The following is a 27000-nucleotide window of genomic DNA, read 5'->3' as shown; positions in this document are numbered from 1 at the left end:
ATGTTAAATAATAAAGTTTCAAAGGCAGTGCGCTTAGCGATTGCTTTTGGTGCAGCATCTGCAGCTGCGTTTTCAGCAAATTCATTTGCTGCTGAAGATGATGAACTTGAAAAAATCGAGCGCGTTCAGGTAACTGGCTCGCGTATTCGCTCAGCTGAAGCTATGTCTTCTGCGCCAATACAAGTAGTTAGTGGTGAGGCTATTGATGCCTCTGGTTCTTTAAATATCCAAAACCTATTACTTGAAAACCCTGCATTTGGCTCCCCAGCTATTAGCAGAACAAATTCAAACTTTTCTACAGCTAGTGCTGGTGTTGCCACTGTTGATTTACGTAATTTAGGCTCAAACCGTACTCTAGTTCTTGTTAATGGTCGTCGTTATGTATCTGGTGTGCCGGGCAGCTCTGCAGTTGATTTAAACACCATTCCTAGCCAGTTTATTGAGCGCGTAGAAATTATGACTGGTGGTGCTTCATCCGTATATGGCTCAGATGCAGTTGCAGGTGTTGTTAACTTTGTACTTAAAGATGACTTTGAAGGTGTTGAGTTTGAAGGACAATACGGTGAGTCTAGTGAAGGTGATGACCAGTCACGACAGTTTAACTTTACCTCGGGTTTGTCTAGCTCAGATGGGAAAGGGCAAGCAATGTTTCATCTTGGTTATTCAGATCAAGGCGCTGTGTTTTCTAGAGACCGTGAACGTTCGGCTGTTGACCAATTTTCAGGTATTTATTTTGAAGACGATCCTGCAGCGAACCCTGGTTCGATATTCGATGCAGTAAGTCCATTTTTATCATCATTTCCTCCACAAGGCCGCTTTAGTGCAGGGGATAATACATTCACATACGATAACGCGAATAATCTACAAGATTCGTTTAGTACAAATGGTGGTGATGGAGTTGAGGCTAATGGCTTCAATCGCAGTGGCGTAAGAACTATCGCTATACCAACAGAGCGCTATTTGTTTGCCTCAAACGGAAGCTACGAGTTAAATGATAAGCATAGCTTCTTTTTTGAAGGTACATATGCCGCTACAACAACAGTATCTGAGTTAGAGCCATTCCCTTTTGCCTCAGACGATATTTATGCCAATGGTCAAGTGCCAATTGAATTTAATGTAAATGGTGAAGTACTTCGTAGTGCATATGTACCAGATGATATTTTTAATTCAGCCACTGATACAGATGGAGATGGCTTAAAGGATATTTTCTTTGCAAAGCGCCTAAGCGATATTGGTAATCGTGGTGCACGTGCCGAACGTGATACTTTCCGCTTAGCTGTTGGGTTTCAGGGTGAAATTAACGATAGCTGGTTTTATGATACTTACTATGTGTACGGCAAAACAAAAGAGCAGCAAGTATCTGGTGGTTTAGTAAATGTACAGAGTTTTCGCCAAGGGCTTGAATCTGTAATTGATAGTCAAGATTTAGATGGTGATGGTATAACTGATGAGGCAATTTGTATAGATGCTACTGCACGTGGCTTCAATTGTGCTCCAGTTAATATTTACGGTTATAATTCATTGTCACAAAGCGCCATTGATTTTGTTAGTGCGCCTAGCTCACTTTCTACATCAGTTGAGCAAGAGATTATCGGTGGTAATATATCGGGTGATTTGTTCGAGTTACCGGCTGGAATGATTGGTATAGCAGCCGGGTTCGAGTACCGCGAAGAGTTTTCTCGTAGCGAATTTGATGCATTGCAACAAGCTGGCTTAAATGCAGGCAATGCAATCCCTGCTACAGAAGGTTCATTTGATGTAACTGAATATTATGTTGAAGCAAACATCCCTGTTTTTGACTCAGTAACAATGAATGCTGCAGTTCGCTTATCAGATTATTCTACAGTTGGTAATACTGAAAGTTGGAACATAGGTGTTGATTGGGAAGTAATGGACAGCCTGCGTTTACGTGCAACACGTGCTCGCTCTACTCGAGCTCCAAATATTGATGAATTATTCTCTCCACCTTCACAAACATTCCCAAGTGGATTAAATGATCCTTGCTTAGGTATTACTAATAGTGGCGGTGGCGCTGCAGGTGATGCTTGTCGAGCTGATGTGGGTGTTGCAAACAATATTGCGTCAAATGGTGAGTTCACGCTTAACCAATCTGATTTACAAGGCATCAGTGGCTTTAACCGTGGCAATCCTGATTTAAAAGAAGAAGTGGGTGATTCAGTAACTGTTGGGATTGTATTTACCCCAGAAGAGCTTGTTTCAGGTTTAGATATCACTTTGGATTATTTTGACATAGAAATTACTGATGCGATTGTATCAACTCCACGTCAATTTATCTTAGATCAATGTTATGGTGGTGGAGATACTAGCTTCTGTGACTTTGTTACTCGCCGTAGTGCGGCATCAGGTAATAACAGCGCCGGCTCTCTAGAGTTCATCGATAGCGGTGTATCTAATAGTGGGGGCTTAGGCACTGAAGGAGTTGATTTAACATTAACTTACTCATCTGATATTGGTCCTGGTTCATTTAAAACTCGTTTGGCATACACTTATTTGATAGATGGTTATACGATTCCGCTACCAGGCGCTGATAAAGATGAATTTGCTGGTGAAATTGGTGCATCAGAGCACAAAGCTAATTGGAATTTAGGTTATAAATTTAATGATTTTGATTTTAACTGGAGCTTAAACTATATTGGCGCAGCTGACTTTGATGATCAATTTTTAAGTGGTTTCGGTATTGCACCTGGCGGTGTAGGAATTGGTTCTGTGACTTATCATGATGTCCAAGCAAGCTATCACTTTAATGACACAATGGAGTTATATGCAGGAGCGAACAATTTATTCGATAAAGAGCCTCCGCGCATATTATCGGGTGTAGATGGTTCTAGTACTGGTACAGAAACAGATGCTGGAACATATGATCCTATCGGACAGTCTTTTTATATCGGCTTTAGAAGTAAGTTCTAATCCCAGATACCGCTATTTTTATGACCGTTCTGAAATACATTGACGGTTTTAATCTAGGGCCAGTAGTTTTTGCTACTGGCCTTTTTATAGGCTTGGTTTCGTGTTTGCCTTTCTAAACTCATATTCGGCTTATATTAATACTAATTCTCCGACAAGTTCCTTTAGCTATTTTAGGTTTTGGGATTTCTAGAGTTAGAACAATTGCTTCAACATGCCATTAATGCGCCCAGCTCGTACTTTTGGTCGTAATCTTTATTTGGTATGCCTGTGAGCAGTACTAACATCCTCTACCTTAATGATGAATTATACAGCATTAATACTGACGATTATTGATGGTCGTATCCAATGCCTTAAACACATTTTTCGTCTTTCATTCCCAACCCAATTCATAGCACTTACGAATACTATTTTTGGCCTCTATAGTTGTATATTTTTGCATAGGTTAGAATACTTTTTCATCTAATATTTGTTAAAAGTAGTTATTAGTTGCAATTTTCTAGGTAGTAAATAGCTAATACTTTCTTCTCGTAGCCTATTTTCTATTTTAGGCTTATACTAAAAAGGAATTAAAATCTAACCCTATAATTTAGCGAGATATAAATGAAAGAAGTTCGATCTTTTATTAAAACAGCATCATTAACTGAGCTAGAAAAAGCACAACAATTAATCACTGATGCGATTGCAAAATATACTGAGCAGCTACAAGCTAAACAGGAAGTGTTGGATCTTTTAAAAGAAAAAGGACTTACGTTAGAAGATTTACAAGACGGTACTGCAGATAAACGTACTAAAGTAAAAGCTAAGTATCGTATTGAAGTAGATGGCGAAGTGATTGAATGGACCGGTCGTGGTCGTCGCCCTAAAGCGTTTGAAGGTGTTGATTTACAAAAGCACCTAGCTTAATAAAGTAACAGAGAAGCTACGGCTTCTCTTTTTAATGGCGTATAATTTAATAACTAAACTTAGGCTTACGCTTTGTACGCGAGATTTAATTGGCCAAAACTTACCTTAAACTCCCCGCAGTCGCTTAGTATTTGTTAAACTGCATTTCTGGTTATTCTATTTACTATTTTCATGAGCTATAAATTAAGGCCGTATCAGCAAGAGGCCGTAGAGCGCACCGTTTTACATTTTCGAAAAACAAATGATCCTGCCGTGATTGTACTGCCTACCGGTGCGGGTAAAAGTCTTGTTATTGCAGAGCTTGCGCGTATTGCTAAGCAAAAAATTTTGGTGCTTGCACATGTTAAAGAGTTGGTAGAGCAAAACGCACAAAAATATAAAAGTTTTGGTTTAGAAGCGAGTATATTTTCAGCAGGGTTAAAAGAAAAATCACTCAACCACCAAGTTATCTTTGCCAGTGTTCAGTCTTTATCGCGTAATTTAAATAAATTAAATGAGCATTATTCTTTGCTTATTATTGATGAGTGCCACAGAGTAAATGGTGATAAAAAAAGCCAATATGGAAAGGTTATAAATACGCTCAAAGAATATAATCCTCAGTTAAAAGTATTGGGTTTAACAGCCACACCTTATAGATTAGGAATGGGGTGGATATACCATCATCATTACCATGGTTTTGTAAAAGGTAATAAAGAAAGTCCATTTAAAAACTGTATATTTGAATTACCGCTCAGGTATATGATCAAACATAATTACTTAACGCCGCCAAATGAAGTGGACGCGGCAATTAGTCATTATGATTTTTCGTCCTTGGCTACTAATGCATTTGGTCAATATACGACTGATGACATGAATGCGCTTTTAAAAAATAGCGAGCGCGCAACGCAAGCTATACTGAAGCAGGTAATACAATACAGTGAAACCCGCCAAGGCGTGATGATATTTGCGGCAACGGTGATGCACGCGCAAGAAATTTTAACTTATTTACCCGCAGAGCAAAGTGCCCTTATAACTGGCGATACCCCAAATGCAGAACGCGATAAATTAATAAATCAATTTAAACAAAAAAACATAAAATACCTCGTTAATATTTCTGTTTTAACTACCGGATTTGATGCGCCGCATGTCGATTTTATCGCTATTTTACGTCCCACCGAATCGGTTAGCTTATACCAGCAAATTGTTGGCCGTGGGCTTAGGCTAAATGAAGGAAAAACAGACTGCTTAGTTATAGATTACGCAGGCAACGGCTTTGATTTATTTCACCCTGAGGTGGGCGATAAAAAAGGTGATAGCGATAATGAGCCCGTTCAAGTGCTTTGCCCTGGGTGTGGGTTTGCAAATATTTTTTGGGGAAAAACCGATGCTGATGGCAAAGTAGTTGAGCATTTTGGCAGGCGCTGCCAAGGTTTATTAGAAGATGACGAAGGCCATAAAGAGCAATGCGATTATCGGTTTAGGTTTAAAGAGTGCGAACAATGCGGCGCTCAAAACGATATAGCAGCTCGTAAATGCCATGATTGCGGCGCAGTAATGGCCGACCCCGACGACAAGCTACGTAACGCCCTTAATTTAAAAGATGCGTTAGTACTGCGCTGTAGTGGGTTATCAGTGGTAAAACTTAAAGATGATTTAATTAAAATAACCTACTTTGATGAAGATGGTGCAAGTTGCGATGAGGTCTATAACCTTGCTAGTAAAGGCGGGCAGTATATTTTTAATAAACAGTTTGGTAAACGCCTAGGGCAGGGGCATGCGCCTGTCGAATTTACAAGTGCTGAGCAGGTTATTAAGGCACAGTTTGATTTAGTGCCCCCTGATTTTGTTATCGCGCGTAAAAGTAAAAAGTATGGCTGGAAAGTATCTGATAAATTATTTGATTACACTGGCAACTTTAGAAAAGCTAATCAGTTAAGCGGTTAAGCTTAACTGATTTTTGTTAAGCGGCGTCTTCGTCCATTAAACCCCAGCCATCGCCATAGCCATTGTAACTGTTAGCAATACTTTCAAGGTATTGCTCTGCTTGGCCAAGCAATGTGTGCTCTGGCACCATTTGTACATGAGTAATCACTTCCCACACGCCTGTGTCTTTGCATTTTTCAACGTTTGCGCTTTGTACTAATGCATCAGAGATTATTTCTTTGGAAAATTTTTCAGCATCAGCTTGTTGTTCAAATAAAATGAAAAAATCGATTTGGTGCATTTTGCTTAAATCAACGCCAGCAGCGGCTATTTCGGCTAAAAGTTGGCCGTTATCATCATCAGGGAATTGCATTAAAAACTCATTTAAAATTAATTTTGTATTCGTAGCCACTATTGTAACCAAAATATTGCTTTAAAGCGTATTAATTTTAACTTTATAGGCTTTAAAGGGGAGTGAAATTTGGTGCAAGATTACCATTAAGTTAATGTGTTGCTCATTATGGCTATGGTAGTATGCAACTCATTGGTGGTTAATTTTTAAAGAATAAAAAGTAAGGATATTTACTTGTTCAAACAGTTATTACGTTTTGTGTTTTTTTTAGCTTGTTTTATAAGCACTCAAGTCAGCGCTGAGCAAAGGGTAATTGAAGATTACGAAATTAAAGGGATTAGTGGCGAGTTAGAAAGTAACGTTGAGCTATATTTAAAACAACTGGTTGGCGAAAAACCCACCAGAACCTTGCGCCGCTATGCCAAAAAGCAAGTGCAAAGCAGTATTAAAGCGCTGGGGTATTACAACCCAACGGTAGACATTGAGTTTGATAAAGACGATAAAGAGCTTATCGTTAAAGTAGAGCGCGGCCCTGCAACGCGCATAGAAGCTATTAATATAAAGCTTAATGGTGAGGGTAAAAACGACTCGCAATTACAAAACGTTATTAAAAACTTAAATTTAACCCAGGGCGATATTCTTAATCATGGCAGGTACTACTCAGCTCATAAAAAAATAGAGTCAATGCTATTAGAGCTAGGCTATTTTGATGCTAAATGGCCAGCCCGAAAACTTGCTGTATCAGTGCAAAAAAACACTGCCGTTATTACATTTAATATAGATACCGGCGTGCGCTACACGTATGGCAATATAATCATTGCCAGCGAAACCCCCGCAGAAAAATACATTCGTTCACTTGCACCTTTTACCCAAGGGCAAGCTTATAAAGCCACACAAATTGCCGATTATAACCTTGAGCTCTCAAGCACACCGTATTTTGCAAGCGTGCGTATTTATGCCGATATACCAGCAAGAGCCAACGGCCAAGTGCCTATAAATATTGATGTGCTACACAAACCTGCTAATAGCTACGAAGTAGGCGGTGGCTTTAATACCGAGCTGGGCCCGAAAGTGCGTTTTAAATGGAGTAAACCCTGGATCACAGAAGACGGGCATTATCTGGAAAGCAATTTAAATGTAGCTGAGAAACAGCAAGATATTTCTATGGCGTACACCATTCCGGTAGATGACCCTAACGACGATTTATGGCGTTTATCAGTGGGTTACAAGTTAGAAGATGAACTTGCCGATGACATATACAGTGAAATACTGACCGGCCAACTGCAGCGCCAATGGTTAACTGAAGATAAATGGGTACGCACGGCCTTTTTACGTCGAGACCAAGAAACATACCGCATTGGTGATGAACCAGAAGAAAGCACCGAAATGCTTATGCCCGGTATTAGCTATGCCCGTAAAAAGTCAAAAGGAGGCACAACGCCTTATTGGGGTGAGCAGTGGCTAATTTCGGCTGAGTTTGGTTTAGATGATGTACTTTCAACCACCAACTTAGTGCGGGTGCAGCTGCAGCATGCGTGGCTGCGAACCTATTTAGATAAACACTTAGTTTTTTTAAAAGCAAACGTGGGCGCTATGCTGGTCGATAATATTGAAAACGTCCCTTACTCACTGCGCTTTTATGCCGGTGGTGACCAAAGTGTACGTGGTTTTGCTTATCAGTCTATTTCTCCTGAAGATGAAGACGGTGATTTAATCGGTGGTAAATACTTATTAACCAGTACTATTGAATACAATTACCAATTTGCACAAAATTGGCGTGCAGCTTTATTTGTTGATGGCGGTACTGCCACAAATGACTTTTCGGACGACTTTGAAGTGGGCGCAGGCTTTGGCTTTCGTTATTTAACACCCATTGGCCCTGTGAAAGTAGACCATGCATGGGGGCTTACTAAAGAAAGTAAAAGCACACGTTTAAGCATTACCATAGGGCCAGAAATTTAATGTCAGTATTTAAAAAAATATCCGCCGCCGTCATCGGCGTTTTAATCACGCTTGCCGTTATTATATTTTGTTTGTTATTTACTGCGCCCGGTAATCAATTTATTGCTTATAGTGCCAATAAAATGGTGGACGGCTTACATATTGAGATTAAAAAAGGGCGCTTTTTATATAACAACCCGTTTAATGTGAGCTTTAAAAACCACAGTACAGATTTTAAAGCGCAGCAGCTTAAAATAGATTTATTTTGGTGGCAGTGCGATGGCCTATGTTTTGAAAATGTAAGTGCGCGGTCAATCAAACTTGCCCTTGGAAATGCATCCGAAGCCTCACAACAAAGCAACTCAGAGCCATTAGCTAAAATTACGTTTCCCTTTAATGTTGCCGTTAAAAATGTAGCAATAAACGAATTTGTATTAAATCATCCCAGTGCTGATGTAACCGTAAATAACTTTACCCTTGCAGCGAAAGCTGAAGATGCAACCTTAGCACTAAAAAGCCTAACTATTAGTGATGTATTGGTAAAGCTTAAAGAGCAACCAGCCTCATCTAATCAAGCAGCGGCTAATCAAGGCCAGGCGCTAACAGCGCTGCCTGCGTTACCAGATATAGAATTTACATCGCCCCTTAATTTACGGGTAGAGCAGTTTGACGTTAAAAAGGTGGATATTGAGCAAGGTGAGCAAACTCACACAATCGAAAATATAGCGCTTGTATTAAATGTAGAAGATGAAAAAGTTAACTTACAAACGCTTAGCGCGCAGTACCAACAATGGCAATTAAATACAGAGTTAACTAGTGAGCTTGCAGGTAACTTACCATTAAACGCTAAAGTAGCGCTAAACAGCGACTTGCACCAAGCGAATTTAGCGTTAAGTGGTGATCTATCTGATTTAAATATAAATTTACACACGACTGGTCAGTACCCATTAAATTTAACGGCAACGGCTAATTTAAAACAAAAAAATTATCCGTTTGAACTTACTGGTAAAGTTGAGCAATGGTTGATTGACGCTCAAAGTAACGAGCTAAAAGTAAATAATGTTGATTTATCAGCCTCGGGTAATGCGGATGATTACACGCTAAGTTTAAAGGCGCATAGCCAATTAGGTGCCTATCCAGCTGTAGTATTAAACACGCAATTAAACGGCTCGCTTAGCCAAGCGCAGCTAAGTACCTTAAGCCTAAACGCAAACGACAGTAGTGCAATATTTAAAGGTAATGTTAATTGGCAAAAGGGCATACAAGCCGACTTTACCGGTTCGTTAAATAGCTTAAAAGCACAATACTTAACAGATGCGCTTACAAGTAATATTTCTGGCCAGCTAGAAGGGCGCTTTAACAGCGAAGGGCAAAACTGGCACTTGCAAATGGATAATACACAACTTGCAGGTACACTGAACCAAACACCGCTTGAATTTGCCTCAAACTTTACACTGAATAATACGCTAAAGGCCAACATAGACAGCCTGTATCTAAGTAGCGGTGCCAATAAATTAACCTTGAGCGGGCAAGTTGACGACACTTGGCAGGTTGACGGAAAAGTAACACTTACCGGAAATGAGCAAACTAATCTGCCATTTGTTGCAAACGGTAAGGCCGATTTAAAAGTTAAAGGGCCCCGTTTAACCCCCGCCGTTGATTTATCGTTATTGCTCGATAACTTTATGTATAACGACATAAACGTTAATAAACTCACCCTTAAAGGCCAGCTCGATACAGCCGCAGATTGGCAAACCGATGTGAGCTTAATCGTAGGCTCAGCAATGGTTGCTGATCAGGTAATTAATAGTGTTGAGCTAACTGCCACTGGCGATAAAACCGACCATCAGCTGGTTGCCGCCATAGATGCAGAGCAAGGCGCTGCTGAACTTGAAGTAACCGGTAAGCTCAATAATGACGTATGGAATGGCTCGCTCAGTAATATAACGCTAAGTGACAAAAAGCTCAGCTTTAGTAATAGTAAAAAAATTGCGGTGATGTTTAATACCCAAACCAGCGATTTTGATGTGAGTGCGCATTGCTGGCGCTCAAACAAAAGTGAGCTATGTATTAATACCCTTGCGCAAACTAAAAACTTGGGCCAATTTAATGCTACGTTGAGCAATTTAGCGCTTGAAGAGCTTAAACACTTTTTACCAGATAACATGCGTACGCGTGGCGATATAAGCGGCGACTTTGCTGCAAATTGGAACGAGGGCGCATTAAAAACACTTCGCGCTAATTTAAATGCGGATGACCTTGTTGCTGTTCTTACCTCAGAGGAAGACCGGTTTAGATTACCCATCGAGACGCTAAAAGTCAGTGCTTACACTGATTCTCAAACGGGTAAGCTAGAGGCCGATTTACGCTCAAGTGTGCTAGGTAAAATAGCCACCGAAATTAATATTGATGATATTCAAAATCAGCAAACATTAAACGGTCACCTTAATATAGATAAAATATTGCTATCAGACTTACATCCATTTCTCGAAACCCTTGAGCAATTAAAAGGCGATATAACAGGAAACGTGGCAGTAGCCGGCACTTTGCAAGACCCTTTATTAAATGGTGAGTTAAATGTCAGTGATATCAATTTAGAAGGTGAGCAGTTGCCGGTGGTGCTGCAAAAATCTAATGTAAATATTTTATTTGATAAAACCACCGCCACAATTAAAGGTAATTTAAACGACACCCAAGGCGGTAAAATCAACCTAACCGGCGACGTAGATTGGCAAGGCGCCCAGCCTGAGGTAAATGTAAGCGTTAACGGCGAGCAGTTTTTTGTACGCGCGCAGCAAGGCGTGACGTTTAAAGTATCGCCTGATTTAACCATTGGACTTGCAAATAATGCATTAAAGCTGTTTGGCGAAGTGATTGTGCCTTATGGCAGGGTAATGATTGAAGAGCTGCCAGAGGGCGCCGTTCAAGTGAGCGACGATGAGATTATTGTTGATCAACAAACTGAAACGGCAGAAAACGTGCCGTTTGATTACGATGTAAATTTAAAAGTGATTGTTAAAAACGATGTAAAAATAGAATCGTTTGGTCTTGAGTCGAAAATAGCGGGTGATTTAGCCATCAAAATGAGCCAGGGCGCCCCTATAATTGCTACTGGCGAGCTAAATTTAATTGATGGTACGTATTTAGCTTTTGGCCAAGATTTAATTATTAGTACTGGGCAAATAGGGTTTAGTGGCTCAATTGAGCAACCGTTTTTAAATATTAAAGCCATACGTAATCCAGACACCACAGCAAATGATGTTGTGGCAGGTGTTACGCTTACTGGTAACGTTGAGCAGCCTACCTTAAAAGTATTTTCTGAGCCGGCAATGGATCAAGCACAAGCGCTGGCCTATTTACTCAATGGGCAGCCGCTAGGCGAGGGCGACAGTTCAAGCGATGCCATGCTTACTCAGTTATTGCTCTCACAAGGGGTGAGCCGCAGTGAAGGCGTTGTATCTAAAGTTGGCGAAACCATTGGTTTATCTGATGTAAGCTTAAGTTCAACGGGCTCTGGCGATAACACTAAGCTTGAAATATCGGGCTATGTAGCGCCTAGCTTACAAGTTAAATACAGCGTAGGGGTATTTGACTCGCTCAGCGAGGTCGCTATTCGCTATCAGCTGCTTTCGCAATTTTATGTAGAGATCACCAGTGGTTTAAATCAAAATGTTGATTTACTCTATAAGTTTGATTGGGACTAAATAGGCAGTATAAGGATTATATGAAAGGATTATATTTAGCAGCACTAATAACAGGATTAACTGGCTGCGCCCAACACACAGAGCAGCACGCGGGCACTCAACAAACTCCAATCCGTAGCGCAAGCGAGGTAATAAAGCATGCTAAAGCGCACGAATGGCGAAATGTAGACAAGCAAAATGTTTTAAAAATTACGCTGCCTACAGGGGCGGCTTATGTTGAGCTTAACCCACAGCTTGCAGCTAAACATACTGCGCACATAAAACAACTTGCACGAGAAGGCTTTTATAAAAATACCCGTGTTTATCGTTTTGTTGAAGGGTTTGTAGCTCAAGGAGGCGACAGCTCAGGCAATAAAGTAATTAAAACGGCTAATAAAACTGTGCCTGCAGAGTTTTACCATAGCACCACACAGCCGCTTAAAATTACAGAGCTACAAGGCGATGGTTACGCGCCTGTAACGGGGTTTTTAAACGGTTTTGCTGTCGCACAAAACGCCTCTAATACACAAACTTGGCAGGTACATTGCCACGGTGTGTTTGCCATGGCGCGTGGCAATGAGATCAACAGTGCAAGCACTGAATTTTTTGTCACCATTAGCCAAGGTCCGCGCTACCTTGATAAAAATATTACCGTATTTGGAAGAGTGCTTGAAGGTATGGAGCACTTTAATCGTTTACAGCGTAAGCCTGTTCCTAACACGCCATTTAACCCAATTAAAAACATTGAGGTGTTAGCCGATATTAAGCGTGATAAAAGCACCTTTAATGTTATGAAAACAGACTCGCAATCATTTAGAGAATTGATTGAGGCGCGAAAAAATCGTACCGAACCTTGGTTTGTATACGCCCATAATTATATTGATGTGTGCGCAATGCCTATTCCGACTAAGCGCATTGATTAGCTTATAACGGGTATAAAAAAGGAGCTTAAGCTCCTTTTTTATGGTGATATTTAAGTCGATTGGTATTACTGGCGATTAATTTTTACCGCAAAAGGCGTATCGTTATAGTGCGTTGAACGATACGGATTTATATCCAGCCCACCGCGGCGCGTATAACGCGCATAGACTTCAAGCTCTTTAATGTTTAGCTGCGTGGTTAAATCACTATAAATACGCTCTACACATTGCTCATGAAACTCATTGTGAGTTCTAAATGAAATTAAATAACGCAAGAGTGCCTCATGGCATATTTGCTCGCCAGTGTAACGAATAATTATACTGGCCCAATCTGGTTGCGAGGTAATTAAGCAGTTAGATTTAAGCAAATGGCTGTGCAGGGTCTCAGTAACCAGGGTGTCACTTTTTGATTTAAGTGAGTAGGCGTCAATATCGTAGTTATCTATTTCAATATCTAAATCGTCAATACATTGCCCAGGTAATGGCGTGCAAGGTAAGCAGTTATAGTCATCAGGTGCGTATAACGTTACCGCTACATCGCTATTTACCGCATTTGATAAGTCTTCAATTAAATGCTGTCTTACCACCTCAGTACTTTCAAAGCGGGTTTGATTAAAGCTATTTAAGTAAAGTTTAAACGACTTAGACTCAATAATATGGCTGCTTTGGCACGCAAAAGTAAACAGCGCCACGGCAACCTGCGGTTTACCTTTAGCGTTTAACCACGAAAGCTCATAACCTGTCCAAATATCTTGGCCTTTAAAGGGCAACTCGGCTTCGTCAATATTTAAAGCATCACGATTTAACTTGCGGGCAATAGGAAAAAGCAAGCTAGGCGAATATACATCTACATATTCAGTAGATTGTCCTAACACACTACCTTTAAGGTCTGGAGAATTGCTGTAATCTGTCATGTTTGCTCTTAAATAGTTACAATAGGGACATTATATCTAATTTAAATGAGTTTCGCAGTATGTCTGTTGCAATGCAAATGGCCCAACTTCACACGCAATTTTGTGAAAAAACCGTTAAAAACACCGCTAAATATCCGCTTATGGCACACGATGAACAATGGCCTAGCCCTTGCGAGTTTGGCGAGGTAGACACACAAGGCAATATTCAATGGAAAAGTGCTTTGCAAACCCCCGCAGGTTCGTTATCAGATTTAGCTAGCGCGCTTGAACTGAGCTTCCCAGCAGGGGTTGATGAGTTTTATGGGCACATGTATGGAGGTAGCATTTTAGCTAGTATAGATGGTCACCGTGTGGAGTTATTACAAGCTTGGAATAAAGATGATTTTGAGCTGCTGCAACAAAATATTACCGGTCATGTATTAATGAAACGAAAATTAAAGCAGCCAGAAACCCTATTCATTGGTTTAACTGAGCAAGATGACTTACTGGTTACCGTGCAGGTGAATACCGGTGAGGTATGTTTGGAGTACGTAGGTAAAAAGCCGCATCATGTACTTGCACCCAATATAGAATCTTTTTTAAAAGCGCTTGAGGTTTAGATTAATTAAACCAATGTGCAGTAATAGTAATTATTGTGAAGTATAAGCCCTGTGCAAGATGCGTTAAAGGTTGCTCAGTTATTACAGTAAAAATAACGATACTGTAGCCTTACTTGCCGCTTTCACTTAATTTAATTGAGCATTAAAAAATCAGCTTAGTGCAATGCATTAAGCTGATTTTGTATAAGGTGTGTAACTTTATTTTGCAAAGTGCAGGCTTTTAGTTACTGAAAATCCCACGAAACATTAGATACCAACCCACATGGCTCACACCTAAAATCAAATAACCCAAACCACGGCTCTGGCAATTTCCACTCACTATTGCAGCTAGGGCATTTCCGCTCAAGTTCTGAGGCTTTATCTACACCGCCTACACGGTATAAATAATAATAAACCGGTTTTTGAGTTAAAAAGCGGATACGTTTAGCAATGTCTTTACCGCGGCGGTATAAGTCACTTTGTGTGCTTGATATTTCTTCAAGCGCTGGAAATTCGCACCGAGTAGCGCCGTTAATTTGTATTTGATCGCAGGCTTGCCAATCTTCTTGCCATTTTATGAGTGTTTTATAATCACCATTTGCAATGGCCGGAATAGTAAATAATGGCACGGGTAAAAAGTCATCACCACAATACAGTGGGCTACAGGTATGCACATAGGTTGTGTATAAAATATAGCTTGAAGGCGATTCACAGGTATCGGCACCGTTTGAGTGAATGTCTTGGCCAATAACTTTTATTTTAGGAGCAAGTAAACCTGCACTGTGCAGCTTCTCAATACTGTGTTTTACAAAAGGGCTATTATTTAATGGGTGCATGGCGTCTTCGGTTGGGCACATTACACGGGTAATAAAATAGCCATCTTTTAGTACAGTTGGGAATTCTTCACCCATAATTTGGCCGTTAAAACGCAGTGCATTAACTAATCGGTTAATGGCTTGCTCGGCGTGCTCTAGGGTGGTGTCTTGGTAGCAGTCAAACGTTAAATCAACAACGAACATTTATAGTCTCAAATTATTTTTGCTCTAACAGGGCTAGCAACCTATCGAGTTTTTTCTCAATGCGATCGAGTTGAGATGTTTTAGGCTCAACGATGCTCTGCTCAGGGTTTTTCATTAAATTATGAATTGAATCAGGGTTATTCTTATATTGACTTACTGCGGCAATAATAACCGGCATAGGCACAGGTTGTGCTAAACGGCTTTTAGTTAGGGCAACAGTAGGGGTTTTGCCTTCATCAAGAAGGACTTTAATTGCATCAAATACAACTGCATTCATTAGATTTGTAACTCTTTAATATATAAGCGCAGCAAGTGTTTGCTGCGCGGGTGCTATAGTAGCAACAATACCAAGGCGCATAAAGCCTTGGTATAAGCAGAGGGGGGATTATACCAATTCGCAATAATACTTAATCATTTTGAGGGGCTAAACGGGTCGCTACCTGTGTTAAAAATTTTTCATTTAGAACAGCCAATAGTGAATTTTTGCTTAGCTATAAACACGTTTATCGAACCTCAAAATAGGTCGCATAATTGAGCAAATTAGTATTACTTACCTTCTTGGCGAAGCCTCACATCAAGTTCATCAATTACTTCACTCCACGCGCCATCTTCTGCTAGCGATTCTGCTAAAAAATGCTGCTGTGATTCATCCCAAAAAGGAGCTTGTTGTAAAAGCGTTGTGTCTTCTAGTGAGTGAGAAGCAATAAAATCGTCAATCTGTTGTTCTGAGCTAGGTAAACCCAATTGTGCAAACAACGTTTTCATATCGTGTTTTGTCGTATCCATATTATTACTCCATCTGATTAAATTAAACCAAGCTTAGAGCCAGACTATAGGCTTTGCTAGTTAAACTCTCGCTGAATTGACGGTATTTTTGCTTTAGGTATATAGTTAACTTGCAGTATAGATAAACATTTTCGCCATACAATTACCAATTACTTTATATACGGTAAATAGTTTGGCAACGTTGAGGGTAGTAAAGCAAAAAGGATACACAATGACAGTCACCTCTAATGAGCACACATTAAGCGTACAATACCTTGCCCCTGAAGATATAAGCACTGCAGGGAGTTTAATCTATCAGGCCTATCATGATGATCCGCTACTTCAAAATTTATTAGGTTATGATCAACATAATATAGCTGCCTACGAGAAAAAATTACGCTCAGTGATACGCGAAGAGCTCAGTGCTTTTTGGCAAGAAAAACTGCCATTAATAGGCTTGTACCGCGATGATAAATTAAAAGCGGTGGCGTGTGTATTTGAGTCAAGCAGCCAATTACAACCAGAGCGTTATTGGCATTGGCGCTTAAAGCTAATGCTGAGCGCAGGGTATTTGCAAACCAACCAACTAATAGAAAAAGAGCAAACAATACGCACTGCGCTTAATGAGATTGGCGATTACTACTATTTAGCGTTTATTGCGGTAGACCCGCACGTGCAAGGCCACGGACTTGGGCGCTACCTGTTACGAGGCTTAGATGATTTAGCAACTAAAAACACAGGGGCTAAAGGGCTTGCCGTTTTTGTTACACACCAAGAGCATAATACGTTTTTTAAATCAGAAGGATTTAGCACTTTTAAAGCACTTGCCTTTAATAAAGTATCCGGAGAGCTTCTTTTTAAACCATATGCAAAGTAAGTCTGTAAGCGATAAGCGCCATTACGGACATATGCCCGTGAGATATATCTTACATTGGCGTGCGCATTATCAGTTACGGTCGTTCATAAATGCGGCTTTAATGGGGTAAGATGCTGTTTAGTATAGGGTTTTATATTTTTTCATATATATTACGAAAAATTAATTTTGTTTACCTAGTAGGATGAAACCCAAACTCGCGTAGTATTTAACTTGTCAAGACGACATAGCTTAATGACTAAGCTACTGCCAAGGATACGGAATAGGCAACATAGCAGATGCTAGCAGGAAGCATAAAGGACAAGTTAAAAAGGACGCAAGGACGAACTAGGAAGTGCATGAAGCGCTTAGTAGTTGGAACTACTTAAGGATATTTACGGATGAGGCTACAGGAAGTAGCAGGAGCGTTAGTTTACGCAGGATGGCCAAGGCGGCAAGTGGAAAATGCAGGATGCATTTAAAGTGGCAGGAGCTACTTAAAAGGATGACCAAGGATGATGCTACAGCAAGTAGCCAAGCGTTAGTTTACGTGGGTTAGCCAGGATGGTTATGGATTTTGCAGGATGCAATGTTGAGGGTAAATAGGGTTGTTTACTCGTTCAGGGGATGATAATACGGATTTTGGGTCAAGGATAACAAGCAGGATGCTGTAAGAGTGGGGCGTAACTTTTGTTACGCCTTAGTTTTATGTATTAACTTATTTTAGTGGTTTCATTTTAACCCCACCGGTTTTAACGATTAGAGTTAAATTTTGTGTGGCGGCACAACAACGCTTTTTAGCATTTCATTTTCCATAATTAAAATACCTTGATAGGCATTTTCGCCATCACTTGAAAACTCAAACATAAATTCGCTTTTGATCCCCGGTTTGCCATTTTTTAAAATGCCAAAGCGGCGTTTTGTGCACGCTACGCTCATTAACTGAACCTGTAATTGCTCAGCTTGGCGCGCGGCATGACTGTTAGCAGCTTCTGCTACTTTTCGGTTTAGCCAAAATAAGTAAATTACAGCGCCAATGGCGATAAACGTCCACAAAGTAGCCATTAAGAGAACAACCTTCCAATTGCGCGAGCGAGCGTTTCGCTGCGGTTTTCTTTACGTAATAAGCCTAATAAATGTGGGCGTATAGTGGGTATTGCAACTAAATCAGCAAAGATACTGGGAAATAGCTCGGCAATTTGCTGGTGGTGCGCACAATTATCCATAAAAATATGTAAGCGCTCAGGCTCTTCTAGTTGAGAAAAGCATCGCCCTGCAATCGTTAAAAGTACATCTGAATCAGTGCCAACAGATGAGCTTAATGCAGCATCTACTAGTTGTGTACACAGCCCTTGGGCTTGGCCTTTTGAAAGCGAGCGCAGTGCGGCAGTTAGTGCAATTGTATCGTTATTTTCAATGGCAGTGTGGCCATAGGCGACTAAAAGCTCACTGAGTGATGGCGGTATTTCTACATGTTCAAGCATGGCGCTCAAAGGCTGCAATACCTCTAGTGGTAAATGCGGCCAAGCTTTTTGCAAGTTTGCTAAGTTGTTGTCGTTATTTAAGCGCAGTGCAAAATCGGCAATACCTTGTAGCGCAACGCTTTGCCAATCATCAAAACCTAAAGTGCCACTAAAGTACAGCTGGGTGTGCTCGTAATATTTAGAGGCTGGTTGCTTTAACAATACTTTAAGTTGGGCGTTAAAAGCCGCTAATTTATTTGCATTAGGGGTAAACACATAAGGGTTATTATCTAGCTTACCATCGGCTTGCTCGCCGGTTATTTCGCTGCCTAGGGCTTCAATTACCATATTAGCGAAATGATCGCGGCTCGCGCTCACTAATTTACTTTGCTCATCAAGTGGAAACTTTAAAAACCATACATAAGGTTCTTTACTTGCTTTGCTATCCCAAAATTGAATAGCCAGCCATGCATGCCCCGCAAGCGGATAAGGATAAGGAACTTGTGCTTGCTCAATAGCTAAAAACTGTTTTTTATCAAGCTTAGTAATATGCCTGCCAATATCAAAAGCACGCCATTGTGTACCGGCGCCATCTAAAAGTTGGCCAAGTGTCGCTATGTGTTCGCTCATCGTTATCTCAATTGTTTTTACTGCAAAATTGCCTCAATTATACGCCATAGCAGGCATTGAGGGAACAGGGTATAATTGCCCTATAACGTAAAAAGAAGAGTGGTTATGTATCAGCAAACTCAGGCTTATTTAAACCAATTAAGCACACTTTTAAAAAAACATAAGCTGTGGCAAAGCACGCCAATAGAGGCGCATAAATTACAATCTCAAGTGCCTTTTTGTCACGATACCATGGCATTTGAGCAATGGTTACAGTTTGTATTTATTGAAAAAATGCAGCAGTTAATAACGCTTAACCAACCATTGCCGCAAAATTTTGCCATTGCGCCTATGGCTGAAATGGCGTTAGTGGATAAAACCGGCAGCGGCGAAATTATAACGCTACTTAGTGAACTTGATGCTTTTTTAGGTAAACCCAATGACTGAAAAGGGTGAACCTGTAGAGTACGGCGAGCTTAATATTCTTTACCAAGACGAATACTTTGTTGCCATAGATAAGCCCGCAGGCTTATTGGTTCATCGCTCTTTTTTAGATAAATATGAAACCCAGTTTGCAATGCAAATGCTGCGCGACCAATTAGGGCAACATGTATTTCCGGTGCACAGGCTAGATAGACCAACATCAGGTGTGCTGCTATTTGCTTTAAGTTCAGAATCTGCCCGAGACATGAACAAGCTATTTATTGAAGGCACTATTACAAAACGTTATTTAGCGCTTGTACGTGGTTTTGCGCCTGAATCGGTGTTTTTAGATAAACCGTTAAAAGAAGAGCTTGATAAAATAGCTGACAAATTTGCCTCGCAAAATAAAGCGCCACAAGCGGCGCAAACGCAATTTAATTGTCTGCATCAAGCCACGCTACCAATTCCTATTGGTAAATACCCCACGGTGCGTTACTCGCTCGTAGAGTGTTTTCCAAAAACAGGGCGAAAGCATCAAATTAGGCGCCACCTTAATCATTTATCAATACCTATAATTGGTGATGTAAATCATGGTGATAATCAGCATAATCAATTTTTTAGGGAACATTTTGCACTGCGGCGGTTAATGCTATTTGCAACGCAGCTTAGTTTTGTGCACCCTTACACGCATAAACCCATCGTAATTAAAGCGCCACTAGGTGAAGACATGCTTAGTATATGTAAGCAACTAGGTTGGCCACAGCAAGAAAAGGATTATTAATGGCACATATTAGTATTTTTGTAGGCAGCGTTAACGGCGGTGCAGAACGTTTAAGCTACGACGTTGCAAATACAATTGAAAAAGCGGGGCACACTGCGAGCGTTATTAGTGAGGCCTCACTTGATGATATTAAAAACGCCTCACATATATTAGTTGTTACCTCTACCACAGGGCAAGGCGATGTACCTAACAATTTAGCTGGGCTCTACTTTGCTATGAACAGCACATTTCCGATGCTTACTGATAAGCCATTTGGTGTTATAGCCATGGGCGATAGATGCTACGGCGATACGTTTTGCGGTGCAGGGCGCAGCTTTGATGAGCTACTACGTGACTTGCAAGCTAAGCCGGTAGGAAACCGTTTAGAAATAGATGCCTGCGAAGACTTTGAGCCATGGCCTGTAGCAGAGCCGTGGTTAAAAGCATGGCTTGAAAAATTACCAGCTTAGTAACACCAATGCGCAATAATGCTTAATCATTTTGCGGGGTTAAACGTGTCGCTAGCTGCGTTAAAAAATGCTCATTTACGACCGCATGGATGCAGAAGGCAGAGCCATGCAGGAGCAATTGCCGAGAACAACTAAATAGCGAATTTATTGCCTAGCTATTAACACGTTTTTCCGTCCTCAAAATAGAGCACTTAATTAAGCGAATTGGTATTAAACTGCTTATATGTACAAAAAAAGGAGCGCATGCGCTCCTTTTTTAATTATTAAACCGTTGGTTAACTACTTCTTACATCAACCTTAAGCTTTAACTTTTGGCCAGGCTGTAAATACTTTTGGCCGGCTAAGTTATTCCACTTAATAATTTCGTTTACGGTTAAATTAAATTTAGACGCAATACGAGCAAGCGAGTCACCACGGCGTACTTTGTACGTAATGGTGCGATTAGTACTTGCAGTTGCTTGTGGTTTACTCGCTGATTTATAAACAGTGAGCTTTTGATTTAAGCGCAATACTGAGTTTTTCTTCAGTTTATTCCACGAGGCCAACTCATCCATGGTGACATCGTATTCGCGACTAATGTCCCACAGGGTGTCGCCACTTTTAACCGTGTGCGACAGCTTAGTACGGGTGGCTTTATTAGCAGCTAAACGCATTTGCTTAGGTAAATGTTCACTATTAATTGCGCCATCGGTTAAGGGTACTAATAACTGTTGGCCAATACGTATGGTGTTTGACTTTAATTTATTAAGCGAGCGAATAGCACTGGTGCTGGTGGTAAACTTTTTAGCAATAACCGATAGGCTATCTCCGCGCGCCACAGTGTATTGCTGCCAGCGTAAGCGGTCTTTAACATCGGTTTGCGCCAGCTTTTGGCTGAATTGTTCCGCTTTATCGGTGGGTAATAGTAAAAAATGCGGACCGTTAGGGTCGGTCGCCCAGCGGTTAAAGCCTGGGTTTAACCTGTATAGCTCAGTAAGAGTCATATCGGCCATATCTGCGGCCAGTGCTAAGTCAATCTGTGTGCCTACATCAACCACTTCTACAACTTGCGCGTTGATAACCGGTTTCCACTTTACATTAAACTCATCAGCGCGTTTTAATAAATCGGCAAGGGCTAAAAGCTTTGGTACATACGCGGTGGTTTCGCTTGGTAAGTCGAGAGACCAAAAGTCTGTTGGTAAATGCTTTTTACGATTTTTCTTAATCGCACGCATTAAACGCCCTTCGCCTGAATTATAAGCCGCAATGGCGTTTAACCAATCGCCTTCAAGGGTTTTGTGTAAATACGATAAGTAATCAAGGGCAGCACGCGTAGATTGCACTATGTCGCGTCGGCCGTCGTACCACCAGTTTTGTTTTAAATCAAAACGCTCGCCAGTGGCTGGCATAAATTGCCAAATACCCGAAGCACTGCGATTAGAGTAGCCAAATGGGTCAAATGCGCTTTCTACAATAGGTAAAAGGGCGATTTCGATAGGCATTTCGCGCTTTTCTACTTCTTCAACAATAAAGTGTAAATAAGGTTCTGCGCGTTTTGAAATGCGGTCTAAATAAGCTTGATGACGCGCATAGTAATTACGCTCGGTAACAACAGGGCGGTTTTGCGGTACATCAATAGACAGTTGGTAGCGAATGCGCTCCCACACATCGTCAAAAACGGGGGCGTCTTCGCTCTGCTCAACGTGTTGATATTGGGCGTTTACCATCAATGCATTGTTAATATCGTTAGGGCTTGCGCCTTCTAAGCGCTTATTTGCTTGGGTAGCAGCTTGTGCGTCTGAATCTACGGTTGTTAATGTTTGACAACCACTTAGCGCAAGCGCCAAGGCAATTAATAGAGGAGATTTATTCATATATACCAATACATCAGGTAAAAAAACTCGGCGAATACTACCCGTTATGAGTCAACATTGCCACTTAACGACCAACTTTAACATGTTGATAAAACCATTCGCTATTTTTAAACCAATGGTTTTACCTAGGATATACCTAACCACGATGCTGCAAAATTAATTACAACAGGTCAACATATCTTAACTAAAAGTTGTCTTTGAATCGTCTCAGACTTGCAAAGTTTTCCCATGGTTCATTGTTTTTTGTAACCAACACAAATTCTTTTGGAATTAACTCTGTAATAGTAGGTAGGTCGCTGCGCATAAATGGATTAACTTTAAGCTCTTGGCCTATTGTACTTGGCAGTGTAATTTCGCCCTTAGCACGCTGTGCATCTACTTTGTCGCTGTATTGGAGTAGCTCAGGGTTACGCGGCTCAACGGCTTTTGCAAATGCTAAATTAGCTTGTGTATATTCATGCGTGCAATACACTTTACAGGTTTTAGATAGCTCACGTAGCTTATTAAACGACTCCCACATTTGCTCAGGCGTCCCTTCAAATAATCGCCCGCAGCCCCCACTAAAAAGCGTATCGCCGGTAAAAGCCAACTCTTCATGAATATAACAAATGTGATCAAGCGTATGGCCAGGGGTGGTAATAATGTTAAAACGCGTACCCAATACCGCAATGCTATCGCCATCAACCAGTGTATTAGTGATCCCCGCAAACGGACTGTTAATAGGACCGTACACTGCAATGTTAGAAAACTGTTTTACAAGCTCGGCTACGCCACCGGTATGATCGCTATGATGATGGGTAATTAAAATGCCACCAAGTTGTAAGTTATGCTCTGCTAAATGCGCCATAACGGGCTGTGCGTCGCCTGGGTCAACCACCCACGCTAGGTCGCTATTATGGGTAGTTAAACACCAAATATAATTGTCAGAAAATGCTTTAATTGCTTTAACTTGCACCATATTAATTTGCTCTATAAAGTGACGGGTAACACCTAGTATAACGAGCTATAAAAATGAAACCAGCCCTTAGTTTTCAAGAAGGACCCAAACCGCTGTCATGGCAGCAGTTCCCTCATGGGGATTATTTACGTGCTGACATTGAACAAAAAATGGATCAATGGCTGCCGCGTATGTTTGGTTACCATATGCTTAAATTAGGTAATTTAAGTGGCGAGCTTAATACCAGCATAAGCACTATAAAACACCAAGTATGTGTTGCCGAAGAGGGGCCTTACACAGGTGTAATAGCCGATATAGACGAACTGCCTTTTTATGAGCACAGTGTTGATGCGTGTATTTTAAGCCACTGCTTAGAGTATCACTCAGACCCACATCACATATTACGCGAGGCGCATCGTACACTTATACCCGGTGGTTACATTGTTATTACCGGATTTAATCCGTTTAGTTTATGTGGATTGGCGCAAATGTTGCCCTTTAGCGGCCAAAAGCTGCCGTGGACGGGGCGTTTTTTTACGCCTGCGCGGGTAAAAGATTGGCTTAATTTATTGGGGTTTGAAATTATTAGCGATGAGCGCTTTATTTACTCATCTCTTGCGCGTGGTAACAGGCTTTCGCGGTTTGCATTTTGGCGCAGCTTTGCCAAACAGTATTTAAAACCTATGGGGAGTGTGTATATGCTGGTGGCGCGAAAACGCGTGGCTCCGCTTACGCCTATAAAACCTAAGTGGCATGCAAGGCCGCAGTTTTCACCTGTAAAGGGGGCAGGGCTTAGACAAACATCAAAGCAGCACTTTAAACAGTGTGAGCAAAAAAATAATAATAGTTAAAAAATGTAAGTAGGCACTTTTTAACCCAGCCATGAGCCTTACACTCATGGCACTAAAAAGTGCAAAAGCTTTAACGGGTTAAGGTTGATACCCTACATCATCAAGTAGGTTGCTACTGCCTGCAGCGTCACGGGCCAAATCGTCAACTATTTCGTTATATTTATGCCCGCTATGTCCCTTTACCCATTTCCATGTAACCGTGTGCTCGCTACAAGCGCTATCAAGTCGCTTCCATAAATCAACATTTTTAACCGGCTTTTTTGCCGATGTTTGCCAGCCCCGTTTTTTCCAATTTGCAATCCACGACTCAATACCCTGCTTAACATACTGGCTATCTGTGGTGAGGTTAACGGTGCAAGGGCGGGTGAGTGATTCAAGGGCAACAATGGCAGCGAGCATTTCCATACGGTTGTTTGTGGTTAGCTTATACCCTTGGCTTAATTTTTTTTCGTGGCCGTTATAAATCATAAAAATACCATAACCACCAGGGCCCGGATTACCTAAACATGAGCCATCGGTGTAAATCTCTACGGTTTTTTGCACTGTTTTACCTTGATATTATGTACAATAAAGTGATTATAGAAAGATACCAGAGTCAGGCTAAATTCGATATGGCACGTAGACAAATAGTTTTAGATACAGAAACCACCGGCATCGACCCCAAACAGGGGCACCGGATTATAGAAATTGGGTGTGTAGAATTAATAAACCGACGTTTAACCGGTAATAATTTTCATGTTTACATTAACCCACAACGCAGCATTGAAGAAGAAGCAATAGATGTTCACGGTATTACCAACGAGTTTTTACGTGATAAACCACTTTATCGCGATATAGCGCAAGAGTTTTTTGACTACATTAAAGGTGCAGAGCTTGTAATTCATAACGCCCCGTTCGATGTGGGCCATATGGATAACGAGTTTGCGCTGCTTAACCAAGGCTACCCAAATACGCACGAGTACTGCCAAGTTCTCGACACCCTTAAAATGGCGCGTGACTTGCATCCTGGTCAAAAGAACAACCTAGATGCTTTGTGCCGCCGTTACGATATAGACAACGCAAAACGAACATTACACGGCGCATTACTGGATTCTGAAATTTTAGCCGATGTTTACCTTGCCATGACTGGCGGGCAAACCAAGCTAAACTTAAACCAAAATAAAGATGACGGCAGCGAGCAACAGACTGGTGGCATAAGACGCTTAAGTAGTGACCGAGCACCTTTAGTTGTATTGCGCGCAAACGACGCTGAGCAAAGCGCACACGAAGCACGACTCGATCTTATAGACAAAGAAGGCGGCCACTGTTTATGGCGCGCTGAATAAGGCCAACTATGAAAACGATGTATTTTATAACTGTACTGTGCGCCACCTCACTGTTTAGCGCCAGTGCGTTTGCCGTTAAGCAAGTAGAGCTGCTTAAACGCGACGGCGAACAAAATGAAATACCGCTGCTAGATAACCGTTTTCGTATAGACAGCCAATTAGACGAAATAACCTTACTATTTTTTAGAAAGCCAGGTTCGCCCGCGGTTATTTTAGTCAGGCCCGATGGCAGCAAGTACTTTGCCACTAACGCCGTTAAAGATCCCAACCTCGATTGGTTTGATGAGCTTAGTTACGACTTAATCACCATAAAAAAACCGATGGCTGGCCCATGGCAAGTTATTGGCCGCATTTTGCCCGACAGCCGCATTGTGGTGTTAGGGGAAGTGTCTTTAAAAGCACAGCCATTACCTCCTATGTTATTTAGAGGCGAGACAATAAAAATAACGGGCGAAATTTTAAATGATGATGAGCCTATCGATGCTAACTTATTCACAGATGTAGTTAGCCTAAACGTTGACTTTGTAAGTACCAACGATGAAAGCTATGCAAACTTTGGTGCAGGCACTCAAGAAGTTGCCGAATTTAAAGACGATGGCCGCGGCTTTGATGAACGCCCTAACGATGGAGTGTTTACTGGCGAATTTAAATTAGACTTTCCAGCAGGGCAGTGGACACCAGAACTCTATATAGCGACCCCCTTATTACAGCGACGGATTGTGCAAGACCCTATCATTGTGCATGAACCGCCATTTAAATCTGAGGTCGCACTGGCAGAGCTTGATACTGACGATCACCAGCTATCTATTAATATAGATAGCAACATAGTTAAACCCGAAACTGTTATTGTGCAGGGAAAAATTTATTACCCTAACAATGAAGAGCAAATGTTCACTATTGACGCGCAAGCGGGTGATACACGCCAACTAGCAATTAAAAACTATGATTGGGGAAGATACAGCGTTGAACTGTCTGTTTTTGGCACTAATATAAACGGTCGTGAGTTTATGGCCACAATACCAACATACAAATTTGAGATAGAAAGGCCAATAGAAGCAGTACCAGAAATAGACCCTGCTACGCTTATTGATCAAAACCTGGCCTTGGAAGCTGAGCCCGTTGAAGAAAAAATGGCCACTTCTACATTAGTGACTTTAATCGTGGGCTGTAATTTGCTCATTTTATTGTTAGGGTGGTTAGCAATTCGTATTTTTGTACAGAAAAAGCCAATCAAATTTAACTTTAAACTGCCTTTTTTAAACAAAAAGAAAGTAAACGATGAGAGCAACGCCGATGCAGAAAAAAATCAAGTCGGCAAAAATGGCTCAAAAAGTGACAAATCAGGTGAAATTTTAAACCTTTCGATGTCAGATGACTAAAAAACCTGTAAAAAAACAAAAAAGCCCTTGACGAAGTAGGGGCTGATTCGTATTATTCACGCCGCTGCAAAGGGAGACCTAAGCAGAAACGAAAATGCGGAGTGGTAGTTCAGTTGGTTAGAATACCGGCCTGTCACGCCGGGGGTCGCGGGTTCGAGTCCCGTCCACTCCG

General features: G+C 41.2%; 24 protein-coding genes and 1 tRNA gene. 15 read left to right on the top strand and 10 right to left on the bottom strand.

Annotation, left to right across the window (positions count from 1 at the left end; genetic code table 11):
* The 3 genes from MTF64_RS07130 (at window position 1) to MTF64_RS07120 (ending at window position 5754) form a co-directional block, all read left to right on the top strand.
* A complete protein-coding gene (locus MTF64_RS07130) occupies window positions 1-2928 on the top strand; it encodes a TonB-dependent receptor (RefSeq protein WP_248451004.1) in 2928 nt (975 codons plus the stop codon).
* 600 nt (window positions 2929-3528) lie between these two features.
* Window positions 3529-3831 carry an H-NS histone family protein gene (locus MTF64_RS07125; protein WP_004585960.1) on the top strand — a complete coding sequence of 101 codons (303 nt, stop codon included), beginning with the start codon at window positions 3529-3531 and terminating at the stop codon, window positions 3829-3831.
* A 171-nt stretch (window positions 3832-4002) separates the two neighbouring features.
* Window positions 4003-5754, top strand: coding sequence for a DEAD/DEAH box helicase (locus MTF64_RS07120; RefSeq protein WP_248451003.1), 1752 nt, complete (start codon window positions 4003-4005; stop codon window positions 5752-5754).
* Between the two features lie 16 nt (window positions 5755-5770).
* On the opposite strand, the gene MTF64_RS07115 is transcribed toward MTF64_RS07120, so the two are convergent.
* Window positions 5771-6106 carry a ribonuclease E inhibitor RraB gene (locus MTF64_RS07115; RefSeq protein ID WP_039972099.1) on the bottom strand — a complete coding sequence of 112 codons (336 nt, stop codon included), beginning with the start codon at window positions 6104-6106 and terminating at the stop codon, window positions 5771-5773.
* A 213-nt stretch (window positions 6107-6319) separates the two neighbouring features.
* Between MTF64_RS07115 and MTF64_RS07110 the strand changes: the two genes are divergently transcribed.
* The 3 genes from MTF64_RS07110 to MTF64_RS07100 are packed head-to-tail and all read left to right on the top strand — an operon-like array spanning window position 6320 to window position 12632.
* Complete coding sequence (locus MTF64_RS07110; protein WP_248451002.1) at window positions 6320-8047, top strand: autotransporter assembly complex family protein; 1728 nt, start codon at window positions 6320-6322, stop codon at window positions 8045-8047.
* Window positions 8047-11730, top strand: a complete 3684-nt coding sequence (locus tag MTF64_RS07105; protein ID WP_248451001.1) for a translocation/assembly module TamB domain-containing protein — start codon at window positions 8047-8049, stop codon at window positions 11728-11730. The genes MTF64_RS07110 and MTF64_RS07105 overlap by 1 nt, the downstream gene beginning before the upstream one ends.
* Window positions 11731-11750: 20 nt before the next feature.
* The gene (locus MTF64_RS07100) at window positions 11751-12632 is read left to right on the top strand and encodes a peptidylprolyl isomerase (protein WP_248451000.1); all 882 of its coding nucleotides are present in this window, start codon (window positions 11751-11753) and stop codon (window positions 12630-12632) included.
* A gap of 65 nt (window positions 12633-12697) precedes the next feature.
* On the opposite strand, the gene queF is transcribed toward MTF64_RS07100, so the two are convergent.
* On the bottom strand, window positions 12698-13543 hold the full coding sequence (gene queF, locus MTF64_RS07095; RefSeq protein WP_054982267.1) for an NADPH-dependent 7-cyano-7-deazaguanine reductase QueF: 846 nt from the start codon (window positions 13541-13543) through the stop codon (window positions 12698-12700).
* 59 nt (window positions 13544-13602) lie between these two features.
* Between queF and syd the strand changes: the two genes are divergently transcribed.
* Window positions 13603-14142, top strand: coding sequence for a SecY-interacting protein (gene syd / locus MTF64_RS07090; protein ID WP_029774013.1), 540 nt, complete (start codon window positions 13603-13605; stop codon window positions 14140-14142).
* Between the two features lie 224 nt (window positions 14143-14366).
* Here syd and MTF64_RS07085 read toward each other — a convergent pair whose 3' ends face one another.
* The 3 genes from MTF64_RS07085 to MTF64_RS07075 form a co-directional block, all read right to left on the bottom strand.
* Window positions 14367-15140: a Zn-ribbon-containing protein gene (locus tag MTF64_RS07085; protein WP_248450999.1), complete on the bottom strand. Its 774-nt coding sequence runs from the start codon at window positions 15138-15140 to the stop codon at window positions 14367-14369.
* Window positions 15141-15153: 13 nt separating this feature from the next.
* Window positions 15154-15417 (bottom strand): hypothetical protein, encoded by a 264-nt coding sequence (locus MTF64_RS07080; protein ID WP_004585969.1) that lies wholly within the window; start codon window positions 15415-15417, stop codon window positions 15154-15156.
* Window positions 15418-15686: 269 nt separating this feature from the next.
* Window positions 15687-15926 (bottom strand): DUF2789 domain-containing protein, encoded by a 240-nt coding sequence (locus MTF64_RS07075; protein ID WP_004585970.1) that lies wholly within the window; start codon window positions 15924-15926, stop codon window positions 15687-15689.
* Window positions 15927-16137: 211 nt separating this feature from the next.
* Between MTF64_RS07075 and MTF64_RS07070 the strand changes: the two genes are divergently transcribed.
* Window positions 16138-16782 (top strand): GNAT family N-acetyltransferase, encoded by a 645-nt coding sequence (locus tag MTF64_RS07070; protein ID WP_248450998.1) that lies wholly within the window; start codon window positions 16138-16140, stop codon window positions 16780-16782.
* Between the two features lie 741 nt (window positions 16783-17523).
* Here the strand turns inward: MTF64_RS07070 and MTF64_RS07065 are convergent.
* Complete coding sequence (locus tag MTF64_RS07065; protein WP_004585972.1) at window positions 17524-17823, bottom strand: DUF3301 domain-containing protein; 300 nt, start codon at window positions 17821-17823, stop codon at window positions 17524-17526.
* Window positions 17823-18851 (bottom strand): DUF3549 family protein, encoded by a 1029-nt coding sequence (locus tag MTF64_RS07060; protein WP_004585973.1) that lies wholly within the window; start codon window positions 18849-18851, stop codon window positions 17823-17825. Before MTF64_RS07060 ends, MTF64_RS07065 begins: the two co-directional genes overlap by 1 nt.
* 105 nt (window positions 18852-18956) lie before the next feature.
* Here MTF64_RS07060 and MTF64_RS07055 point away from each other — a divergent pair, with 105 nt between their 5' ends.
* From MTF64_RS07055 to MTF64_RS07045, 3 genes are read left to right on the top strand one after another with little or no spacing between them, the layout of a single operon-like run.
* Window positions 18957-19277 carry a YqcC family protein gene (locus MTF64_RS07055; RefSeq protein ID WP_248450997.1) on the top strand — a complete coding sequence of 107 codons (321 nt, stop codon included), beginning with the start codon at window positions 18957-18959 and terminating at the stop codon, window positions 19275-19277.
* Window positions 19270-20034, top strand: a complete 765-nt coding sequence (truC, locus tag MTF64_RS07050; protein WP_248450996.1) for a tRNA pseudouridine(65) synthase TruC — start codon at window positions 19270-19272, stop codon at window positions 20032-20034. Before MTF64_RS07055 ends, truC begins: the two co-directional genes overlap by 8 nt.
* Entirely contained in the window at window positions 20034-20483 is a 450-nt protein-coding gene (locus tag MTF64_RS07045; protein ID WP_138579817.1) for a flavodoxin, read from the top strand. The genes truC and MTF64_RS07045 overlap by 1 nt, the downstream gene beginning before the upstream one ends.
* A 275-nt stretch (window positions 20484-20758) precedes the next feature.
* Here the strand turns inward: MTF64_RS07045 and MTF64_RS07040 are convergent, their stop codons facing one another.
* A complete protein-coding gene (locus MTF64_RS07040) occupies window positions 20759-22336 on the bottom strand; it encodes a LysM peptidoglycan-binding domain-containing protein (protein ID WP_024033687.1) in 1578 nt (525 codons plus the stop codon).
* A gap of 184 nt (window positions 22337-22520) precedes the next feature.
* Window positions 22521-23294, bottom strand: a complete 774-nt coding sequence (gloB, locus tag MTF64_RS07035) for a hydroxyacylglutathione hydrolase (RefSeq protein WP_248450995.1) — start codon at window positions 23292-23294, stop codon at window positions 22521-22523.
* Window positions 23295-23347: 53 nt separating this feature from the next.
* Here gloB and MTF64_RS07030 point away from each other — a divergent pair, with 53 nt between their 5' ends.
* Window positions 23348-24124: a class I SAM-dependent methyltransferase gene (locus MTF64_RS07030; RefSeq protein WP_055255234.1), complete on the top strand. Its 777-nt coding sequence runs from the start codon at window positions 23348-23350 to the stop codon at window positions 24122-24124.
* 78 nt (window positions 24125-24202) lie between these two features.
* Here the strand turns inward: MTF64_RS07030 and rnhA are convergent, their stop codons facing one another.
* The gene (gene rnhA / locus MTF64_RS07025) at window positions 24203-24667 is read right to left on the bottom strand and encodes a ribonuclease HI (RefSeq protein WP_004585980.1); all 465 of its coding nucleotides are present in this window, start codon (window positions 24665-24667) and stop codon (window positions 24203-24205) included.
* 68 nt (window positions 24668-24735) lie between these two features.
* Here rnhA and dnaQ point away from each other — a divergent pair, with 68 nt between their 5' ends.
* The 3 genes from dnaQ (at window position 24736) to MTF64_RS07010 (ending at window position 27000) form a co-directional block, all read left to right on the top strand.
* Window positions 24736-25449, top strand: a complete 714-nt coding sequence (dnaQ, locus tag MTF64_RS07020) for a DNA polymerase III subunit epsilon (RefSeq protein WP_138579816.1) — start codon at window positions 24736-24738, stop codon at window positions 25447-25449.
* 8 nt (window positions 25450-25457) lie between these two features.
* A complete protein-coding gene (locus MTF64_RS07015) occupies window positions 25458-26828 on the top strand; it encodes a TIGR03503 family protein (RefSeq protein WP_024033683.1) in 1371 nt (456 codons plus the stop codon).
* 98 nt (window positions 26829-26926) lie between these two features.
* Window positions 26927-27000: transfer RNA gene (locus tag MTF64_RS07010), tRNA-Asp, on the top strand.

The organism is Pseudoalteromonas sp. 2CM41L (assembly GCF_023161905.1).
GTDB lineage: Bacteria > Pseudomonadota > Gammaproteobacteria > Enterobacterales > Alteromonadaceae > Pseudoalteromonas > Pseudoalteromonas atlantica.
The sequence above is the reverse complement of the archived record's forward strand: the minus strand, read 5'-3'. Positions and strand labels throughout refer to the sequence as shown.